The sequence below is a fragment of the Vreelandella massiliensis genome, assembly GCF_900155385.1.
Taxonomy (GTDB): Bacteria; Pseudomonadota; Gammaproteobacteria; order Pseudomonadales; family Halomonadaceae; genus Vreelandella; species Vreelandella massiliensis.
In genome coordinates this window covers 43080-51802 of sequence record NZ_LT699752.1, presented here as the reverse complement: position 1 = coordinate 51802, position 8723 = coordinate 43080, and the positions used below count along the sequence as shown (strand labels likewise).

Below are 8723 nucleotides of genomic sequence, written 5' to 3'. Positions count from 1 at the left end.
TGTGTTAGGCCTGCCGCCAGCGTTCAATCTGAGCCATGATCAAACTCTTCAGTTTAAAATCATACAGTTCTTGCCTGCCCGAAGGCAGAAGCGAACCAATCTTGGCTCAAGGTTTCAAACGAATTCATAAATCCTGTTCCTGAGAACAGGCTTGACGAGTCGCTTGCCTTGATAATAGGTGATTTGTCACCCTCATCGGCAAGCGCCCACATGAATTACCTGATCAAATTCTTAAAGAGCGTGTCGCTGTATTACCGGCCAACTGCTGTACTGCTTGGCCTCAGCGAGGAAGGCGTATTCTACGCCTTCCGTGGTGTTTGTCAATCGCTATTTTCAGTGGCTGAATTCAGCAATGTAGGTGAGCAGACAATCGCTCTAACCTACTGACAAACCGAAGGTTTTTACCTTCATTCACCGCTGGAAACGCTTGGCGTCCCCGGCAGCGGATGCGTACTTTACGGGCTCAACGCCGGATTGGCAAGAGGCGTGTGTAAAAAAATTTCATGCCTGCCTCGCCACGCTTTTAGCGGGCCACTTTTTCACTGCCAAGCGCTAGGAGGTTCACCATGCCTCCGATACCAGAGAATCTTGCGTAAGATCCGCAATGCTGCGCGCGCCCGTCAGGGTCATTGCCACTCGCATCTCTTTTTCAAACAGCTCCAGCAAATGCGAGACGCCAGACTCCCCAGAGGTCGCGAGCGCGTAAATAAAGGCGCGGCCAATTAGCGCCGTGTCAGCCCCCATCGCAATCATTCTCACGACATCCAGTCCGTTGCGCACACCGGAGTCGGCCAGAATCTTCAAGTCGCCTTTAACGGCATCCGCTATCGCCGGCAAGGCCCGCGCCGTGGAAGGAACGCCATCTAGCTGACGACCGCCATGGTTGGAAACAACAATACCATCGGCACCGAAGCGCACCGCATCTCGAGCGTCTTCAGGATCCAAGATACCCTTAATAATCATGGGACCATCCCAAAACTCGCGAATCCACTCCAGATCTTTCCACGAAATGGCGGGATCAAAGTTATCCCCCAACCAGGCAATGTAATCCTCAAGCTCGGTCGGCTGCCCGCGATAATCAGAAACATTGCCCAAGTCGTGAGGGCGACCATTGAGCCCCACGTCCCACGCCCAAAGAGGATGCATCGCCGCCTGAAGAACGCGCCTCATTGGCCCGTGTTTGCCACTCATGCCTGAATGCGCGTCGCGGTAGCGCGCTCCTGGCACGGGCATATCGACAGTAAAGACCAGTGTTTTGACGCCTGCCTCTTTGGCACGCTCAAGGACATGCTTCATAAAGCCGCGATCCTTAAGCACATAGAGCTGAAACCAGATCGGGCGCTCAACGGCGCCCGCGACTTCGGCAATGGGACACACCGATACCGTCGAGAGGGTAAAGGGTATACCTTTCTTAGTGGCCGCTCGCGCCGCTTGAACCTCGCCACGCTTAGCGTACATGCCTGTTAATCCGACGGGCGCCAAGGCAACCGGCATGGAAAGCTTTTCGCCAAACAGCTCGGTTTCCAACGAGAGCGACGACATATCCTTGAGCACGCGCTGTCGCAACCCGATATCCGCAAGATCCTCGACGTTACGACGCAATGTACGTTCCGCGTATGACCCGCCGTCTGCGTAATGAAACAGGAAAGGAGGGAGGCGACGCTTGGCTGCTTGGCGGTAGTCTGTGGGTGCTGAAATGATCATGACGAGCCCTATGCAATGAGTGCACTGTGTAAAGCCGTTACCAAAGAGGCGACTGACGGCGGCTATCCGGTGCCACACATGCTATCTAGGCCGGTGCACCGCACTTAAAATTGGTTTTACCAATTAACAAAAAAATCAGACACAACGGTAGTGAAACGCCATTAAGGTGTCAAATCAAGGCACTCTCTTATCGCGGCTTTCTCACCTATACTTTAGTTTTAGGCTCACTGAGAAAGCCTCATCAGCAAAAATACCTTTCCTTCCACGTTCCCGCCAAATCGGTTGAAGACGCTACGCAAATTGCTTAACATTGGTCTTACCAATTAAGGAGCCGTTTATGAACTACTCGCCGCTTCGCCAGCCCCGTTTAGCCGATGTCATTACCGAACGCTTGGAGGCAATGATTTTAGAAGGCAGCCTAAAGCCTGGACAGCGCTTGCCGCCGGAGCGCGAGTTGGCCGAACGCTTTGGCGTCTCGCGCCCTTCATTGCGCGAGGCCATTCAAAAGCTTGCCGCGCGGGGGCTGCTGAACAGCCGCCAAGGGGGCGGTACCTTCGTCAACGATACTCTCAATAGCGGCTACACCGACCCGCTGCTGGAAATGCTCTCGCGCCACAAAGAGTTCCACCTTGACCTGCTAGAGTTTCGCGATGCGATGGAGGGTATTTCGGCCTATTACGCAGCGCTGCGCTCCACACCTGCGGATAAAGCGGTGTTGATTCAGCGCTTTGAAGAACTGGACGGTGGTTTTGCCGGCGCCGACCCCGCGCAAGAAGCCAAGCTAGACGCCGCTTTTCACCTGGCGATTGCCGAAGCCGCGCATAATGTCCTGCTGCTGCATACCATTCGCGGCATTTTCCACCTGCTGGAGCAGAGTATCGTCGATAACCTCGCGCATCTGTTCGCGAAGCCCGGCTCGCGCCGCCAGTTAATGCAGCAGCACCGCGCGCTGCTTGATGCCATTTTAGAAGGCCGCGCCGAAGACGCTCGCACCCGTGCCCACGAACATCTTGTCTTCGTCGAAGAGGGTCTTTTGGAAATGGCACGCGCCGAAACCCGTGCCCAACGCGCCTTGCGCCGCGCTCAGAGCGTCTCCTCACCGGCATGATGCAGTTTCGTCACTGGAAACCGCGTCAGCTTAATAAGTGGCGGCACGTGGTCTGGCTTATGGTAGCGCTCGGCCTGGTGCTAATGATGTGGCAGGCCGCTCGATTCGCTCGCGAGCAAGCGCTCACCAACCTTCAAGAGGATGCCGAAAATGAGCTGCGCCTCTCTGCCGCCAACCTAAACGGTTACTTGCTGCGCTACGATTATTTGCCGCAACTACTCGCCACCCGCGAAGGCGTACAGCGTTTTCTCGCCTCTCCCGAGCGACAAGACGTGATGCCGCTCAACCTGCTGCTCGACCGTTTTCGCTTTACCGCCGGCGTGTCGGATGTCTACCTGCTGGACCGCGAAGGCACCACCATTGCCGCCAGCAACTGGCATCGCCCCAACACTTTTATCGGCCAGAATTACGCCTTTCGCAGCTACTACACCGACGCGATCGGCGGGGGCCAGGGGCGCTTCTACGGCCTGGGGGTGCAATCGCTTGAGCGCGGCTACTACTTCTCCGCCCCGGTATGGCTCGACACCACCTCCCCCGATGCACGCCCCGACGGCGTGATGGTAGTGAAAGTGCTGCTAAACGATGTGGAAGAGAGCTGGGCGGAACAGGACGCCACGCTCTTTGTCACCGCTACCGACGACATCATTTTTCTGGCAAGCGAACCGGAACTGCGCATGAATGCGCTCCACCCGCTCTCCGATGAGCAGCGCGAAGCACTGCGTGAAACCCGCCGCTACGCCGTTGAACCCCTTGATGCCTCCGGGATCCGTCAAGAAGCGCAATACGCCCCCGGCACTCACATCGTCAGTTTCGACAGCGGGCCGCTTAGCAACCATCGCTACCTGAGCTTGACCCGCCAACTGCCTGAATTCGAGTGGGACATGCACATCCTTAAGCCGATCGACCCGGTGGTTAACGCGCAGTGGATGACGGCGCTAATGGCGGGTGGGCTTTACGGTGTCGTCGCGCTCGGTGGCGGCATCGGTTGGCAGCGTCTGCGCCTTCGCCGCGAGCGCGAAGCCTTTGCAGACCGCGAACGCCAGACGCTGGCACGGGTGCGCGATGAGCTGGAAATCAGCGTCGAGCGGCGCACCCGGGATTTAGTCGCCAGCAATCAGCGTTTATCGGCGGAGATCGAAGAGCGGCGCCGTGCGGAAGCCAATTTGCGGCAAACGCAGGATGAGCTGATTCAAGCCGCGAAGCTTGCCGTGATCGGCCAGCTCGCCGCGGGCATCAACCACGAACTCAACCAGCCTCTAGCCGCCATTCGCGCCTACGGCGAAAACGCGCGTCGCTTTCTTGAACTCTCCCGCGTGGAGCAAGCCGACGCCAATCTGGCTCAAATTATCGAGCTTACCCAACGCATGGCGGACATTAGCGCCCAGCTACGCCAGTTCTCACGCAAAAGCAGCGAGCGCCAGGAGACGATTTCGGTGCAGTCCTGCGTTGAGTATGCACTGCGGCTCTTTCACAGTCGCCTGCGGGCGGGGCAGATTAACGTGGAACAGCACCTCCCCCACGACACCCTTTGGGTCAAAGGCGACCTGGTGCGCCTGGAGCAGGTGATCGTCAATCTCATCAGCAATGCGCTGCAGGCGATGAAAGAGACTCCCGCGCCGACGCTCACTATCACGGTGACAGCCGTTGCCGTTCATGGCCTGCAGCAGGACTTGCTCAAGCTGCGCGTCGAGGCCCATCACGTTAAGCGTCTCCTGCCCGGCGAACCACTGCTGGGTAATCGCACGGCCTAGCGCCACGCGCACCAGCGCGGTGAGTTCGTTGGCGTCTTGCTGCTGCGGGGCGTACTCGGCCAGGGTATCGAGAATGGTGCGCATATCGCGGATGGAGACATCCTCGTCGAGCAGGTTCTGCAAGATGCGCTGCAGCACCGTCAGCGAAATCGCCTTCGGCACCACCTCTTCGACCAGCGACTTCTGTTCGTCGCTGAGTTTGTCGAGCAGCTTCTGCACCTCGGCGCGGCCCAGCATTTCGGGCGAGTGGCGGTGCAGCAGGTGGTTGAGGTGCGTGGCAATCACGGTGCTGGCATCCACCACCGTGTAGCCGTAGACCTGAGCATGTTCACGCTGGTTGCCGTCGATCCACACCGCTGGCAGGCCAAACGCCGGGTCCTGCGTCGGCGTGCCCTGCAGCTCACCGGAGACCTGGCCGGGGTCAATCGCCAGCCACTTGCCCGGGTGCGCCTCGGCGCGGCCGATCTCCGCGCCTTTCATGGTCAACACATAGTCGTTGGGCGCAAGCTCCAAGTTATCGCGGATATGCACCACCGGCGGCAAAAAGCCCACTTCCTGGGCGAACTTTTTGCGCACACTCTTGATCCGCCCCAGAAGCTCGCCCTTCTGGCGCGAATCGACCAGCGGAATCAAGCGGTGGCCCACTTCCAGCCCCAGGGTATCGACCAGCTGCACGTCTTCCCAACTGGCTTCGGGCGCCTCCTGCGTGGGCGGCGGCGGTGCCGCGGCGATCTCCTCTTTGACCAACAGCTGGTTCTGCTGACGAATCAAAAACCACGCCAAGCCGCCGAGCAGCGCGGTGAAAATCAAAAACACCAGGTTGGGCATGCCCGGCACCAACCCCAAAAGCCCCATTACCGCGGCGGCGAGGATCATCACCTGCGGATTAACGAACAGCTGGCTCAGCATCTGCTGGCCCACGTCCTGGTCGGTGGTGACCCGCGAGACCGTCACACCGGCGGCGGTGGAGATCACCAAGGCGGGAATTTGCGCCACCAGGCCATCGCCAATGGTCAACAGCGTGTAGGTCTCCCCCGCCGCGGCAAAGCTCATGTCGTGCTGCATCATGCCGATCAAAAGCCCGCCGATGATATTGACCACCATGATCACCAGACCCGCCATGGCATCACCGCGCACGAATTTACTGGCACCGTCCATGGAGCCGTAGAAATCCGCTTCCTGGGAGACTTCGGCACGGCGCTTTTTGGCGTCCTCTTCGCCGATCAGCCCGGCGTTCAGGTCGGCGTCGATCGCCATCTGCTTACCCGGCATGGCGTCGAGCATAAAGCGCGCGCCGACTTCGGCGATACGCCCGGCGCCCTTGGTGATGACCATAAAGTTGATCACCACCAAAATCAGAAACACCACCAAGCCCACGGCAAAGTTACCGCCGACGAGGAAGGTACCGAACGCCTCGATCACTTTACCCGCCGCGTCGCCCCCTTCGTGGCCATTCATTAAAACCACCCGAGTGGAGGCGACGTTCAACGACAGGCGCAGCAGCGTGGTAAACAGCAGCACCGCCGGAAAAGCGGCAAAATCGAGCGGTTTTTGCGTGAACATGCTAACCAGCAGCACCATGACCGCCAGGGCAATATTGAAGGTAAAGAGTAAATCGAGCACGAACGGCGGCAGCGGCACGATCATCATGCCGAGAATCATGATGATCAACACCGGGCCGGCGAGCACTTTCATGCGCACATCACTTAAACGGTCGCGCTGGCTCAGCAGTTGACTCAGCCCTTTCATGATGGCGTCTCATTGCCGCGATCGGTGCGGCTATCTAATTCCGGCGGTACCGGAAGGTTGTCGGGGGTGGGGGGCACCTCGCCTCCTTGATCGGTTACGTGCTTCAAGCGATACGCCCAAGCCATGACTTCCGCCACAGCGGTATACAGCTGTGCCGGTACTTCCTCATCTAAATCCACGTGGTGATACAGCGCCCGCGCCAAGGGCGCGGCTTCCAGACGCGGCACGCCGGCTTCTTCGCCTACTTCGCGAATTTTCGCCGCGACGGCATCGGCCCCCTTGGCCACCAGGCGCGGCGCGCCCATCGCACCTTCCTGGTAAACCAGCGCGACGGCGTAGTGCGTCGGGTTGGTAATGATAACATCGGCGTCGGGAACTTTACTCATCATCCGGCCACGCGCCATCGCCTGCTGCTGCTGACGAATGCGCGCTTTCACCTGCGGGTCCCCCTCTGACTCTTTGTGCTCGCGTTTGACTTCCTCTTTGGTCATGCGTAGCTGCTTGGCATGGTTATAGAGTTGAAATGGCACGTCGATCAAAATGACCACGAGCAGCGTCAGTACCATCAGCCCCGCCGCCTGCGCCGCCATGTTCAAGGCGTTGGTCAGCGCCTGCTGCACCGGCTGATCCATCAGCGACAGAAACTTGCCGATATTAAAGTAAAGAAACGCCGCGCCCACACCGCCGACCAACCCGGTCTTGGCCAGCGCTTTCGCCAGCTCGATCAGCGCCTGCAAGGAAAAAATACGCTTTAACCCTTTCGCCGGGTTGAGTTTGGACAGCTTGGGCTGCAGCGACTTGGCGGAGATCAGCCAGCCCCCCAGTAGCGCCGGCGCGACCAGCGCAATGATCGTCAGCAGCAAAAAAAGCGGCAGAATCGCGTACAGCGTGCGCTCGCCTAAATCCAGCGCCGACACTAGCATGGGCGTGGTTTCCAATGCTTCCCGGCGCTCAAACAGAAATGCTTGCTCCATGACCGTGCCGAGCTGGTCATACAGCATCATGCCCATGCTCCACAGGCCGATAACGCCACCGAGCAGCATCAAAAAAGTGGTGAGCTCGCGCGAACGCGGCACCTGCCCTTCTTCGCGCGCCTTTTCCTCGCGTCGGGGCGTGGCCTCTTCGGTCTTTTCCTCGTCGCTATCGTTATCTGCCATGGAGGTCTTTCGTCATAGAGGTCTTTGCCATTCGGCGAGGCGTACACGGACTCAGCCGCCCAAGGGGCGGCTGAAGCCAGTGACCAAGGTGTGACGTACACAGCGGCGCTCAACGCATGTCGCGACTAGAACCCAAGCTCATCGAGCAGGTCATCCACTTGGTCTTGGCCGGAGACAACATCAGGCGCATCATCCTTGATTTGCGGACCGTTGAGCAGTTCTTCATTGCGCCGTGCCTTGTCACTTTCCCACTGATCTTCGGCCTTGCGCTGCATGGTTTCACGCGCTTGCGCTTCGGGCACGTTATCAATCAGTACCTGCACCAACTGGTGTTCGATCTCGCGGATCACGTCCATCATCTTCTTGATCACCTGGCCGGTCAGGTCTTGGAAGTCCTGGGCCATCATGATCTCGAGAAGCTCTTTATTGGTCGCGCCGGTCATCTCCGGTACATCGCTTAAATAGCGGCGCGTCTCTTTCACCAGCGCCTTGGCGTCGTCGAGCTCCTTGGGCGCTTCGAACCACTCCGCCCAGCGCTTATCCAGCGCTTCGGCGCGCTCGGTGAGCTGATCCTGCATCGGCTGTGCGCGGTCGATGGCATTGAGCGCGCGCTCGGCGGCCTGCTCGGTCATCGCCGCAACGTAGTGCAGGCGGTCGCGGGCATCGGGAATCGCTTCGGCCGCTTTCTCGATCTCTTTATCGAGACCTAGCTCGCGCATGTTCTCACGCAGCATTCGCGTCAGCTTGCCGATACGATGAATCAGGTCTTCGGAGGCTTCCTCGGACAGCTTGCCGGAGCCGGCCTGCTCATTCTGACTCATGGTGTTGTCTCCTTGTTATACAGGCGCTTTGGCGCCTTTCCACTCACTTGCCCATTTTTTCGAAGATTTTGTTCAGCTTCTCTTCAAGGGTAGCAGCGGTAAAGGGCTTCACCACGTAGCCGTTCGCGCCCGCCTGAGCAGCCGCAATGATGTTCTCTTTCTTGGCTTCCGCGGTCACCATCAACACGGGCAAATCCTTGAGTTGATCATCCTGGCGGATCTCCTTAAGCATTTCGAGTCCGTCCAAGTTGGGCATGTTCCAGTCGGATACCACAAACTCAAAGTTGCCGGCGCGCAGCTTGTTAAGCGCGTCCTGGCCATCTTCGGCCTCTTCCACGTTGGTAAAGCCAAGCTCTTTGAGTAGGCTACGCACAATGCGGCGCATCGTGGGAAAGTCGTCGACTACCAGAAAGCTCATGTTCTTATCGGCCAT

The 8723-nt window shown here is 58.6% G+C and carries 7 protein-coding genes and 1 pseudogene; 3 read left to right on the top strand and 5 right to left on the bottom strand.

Annotated elements, in window-relative coordinates; genetic code table 11:
* Nucleotides 1-210: 210 nt before the first annotated feature.
* Nucleotides 211-387 (top strand): hypothetical protein, encoded by a 177-nt coding sequence (locus BQ9846_RS16725; protein WP_159437938.1) that lies wholly within the window; start codon nucleotides 211-213, stop codon nucleotides 385-387.
* A 174-nt stretch (nucleotides 388-561) separates the two neighbouring features.
* On the opposite strand, the gene lldD is transcribed toward BQ9846_RS16725, so the two are convergent.
* Nucleotides 562-1704: an FMN-dependent L-lactate dehydrogenase LldD gene (gene lldD, locus BQ9846_RS15715; protein ID WP_075881995.1), complete on the bottom strand. Its 1143-nt coding sequence runs from the start codon at nucleotides 1702-1704 to the stop codon at nucleotides 562-564.
* A gap of 337 nt (nucleotides 1705-2041) precedes the next feature.
* On the opposite strand from lldD, the gene BQ9846_RS15710 reads away from it, so the two are divergent.
* Nucleotides 2042-2812 (top strand): GntR family transcriptional regulator, encoded by a 771-nt coding sequence (locus BQ9846_RS15710; protein ID WP_075881994.1) that lies wholly within the window; start codon nucleotides 2042-2044, stop codon nucleotides 2810-2812.
* Nucleotides 2809-4164, top strand: a pseudogene (locus tag BQ9846_RS15705) (cache domain-containing protein); the annotation flags it as partial. The gene BQ9846_RS15710 and the pseudogene BQ9846_RS15705, both read left to right, overlap by 4 nt.
* Nucleotides 4165-4209: 45 nt before the next feature.
* On the opposite strand, the gene flhA reads toward BQ9846_RS15705, so the two are convergent.
* The 4 genes from flhA to cheY all read right to left on the bottom strand — a co-directional run bounded on the left by flhA (nucleotide 4210) and on the right by cheY (nucleotide 8723).
* Nucleotides 4210-6312, bottom strand: a complete 2103-nt coding sequence (gene flhA, locus BQ9846_RS15700) for a flagellar biosynthesis protein FlhA (protein WP_235818991.1) — start codon at nucleotides 6310-6312, stop codon at nucleotides 4210-4212.
* On the bottom strand, nucleotides 6309-7469 hold the full coding sequence (flhB, locus tag BQ9846_RS15695; RefSeq protein WP_075881993.1) for a flagellar biosynthesis protein FlhB: 1161 nt from the start codon (nucleotides 7467-7469) through the stop codon (nucleotides 6309-6311). The genes flhA and flhB overlap by 4 nt, the downstream gene beginning before the upstream one ends.
* Before the next feature lie 125 nt (nucleotides 7470-7594).
* The gene (cheZ, locus tag BQ9846_RS15690) at nucleotides 7595-8290 is read right to left on the bottom strand and encodes a protein phosphatase CheZ (protein ID WP_075881992.1); all 696 of its coding nucleotides are present in this window, start codon (nucleotides 8288-8290) and stop codon (nucleotides 7595-7597) included.
* Nucleotides 8291-8333: 43 nt separating this feature from the next.
* Nucleotides 8334-8723 carry a chemotaxis response regulator CheY gene (cheY, locus tag BQ9846_RS15685; protein ID WP_075881991.1) on the bottom strand — a complete coding sequence of 130 codons (390 nt, stop codon included), beginning with the start codon at nucleotides 8721-8723 and terminating at the stop codon, nucleotides 8334-8336.

Coding starts and splice junctions, on each gene's coding strand:
- BQ9846_RS16725 (WP_159437938.1), top strand. CDS start 211: ATGAATTACCTGATCAAATTCTTAAAGAGCGTGTCGCTGTATTACCGG.
- lldD (WP_075881995.1), bottom strand. CDS start 1,704: ATGATCATTTCAGCACCCACAGACTACCGCCAAGCAGCCAAGCGTCGC.
- BQ9846_RS15710 (WP_075881994.1), top strand. CDS start 2,042: ATGAACTACTCGCCGCTTCGCCAGCCCCGTTTAGCCGATGTCATTACC.
- flhA (WP_235818991.1), bottom strand. CDS start 6,312: ATGAAAGGGCTGAGTCAACTGCTGAGCCAGCGCGACCGTTTAAGTGAT.
- flhB (WP_075881993.1), bottom strand. CDS start 7,469: ATGGCAGATAACGATAGCGACGAGGAAAAGACCGAAGAGGCCACGCCC.
- cheZ (WP_075881992.1), bottom strand. CDS start 8,290: ATGAGTCAGAATGAGCAGGCCGGCTCCGGCAAGCTGTCCGAGGAAGCC.
- cheY (WP_075881991.1), bottom strand. CDS start 8,723: ATGGCCGATAAGAACATGAGCTTTCTGGTAGTCGACGACTTTCCCACG.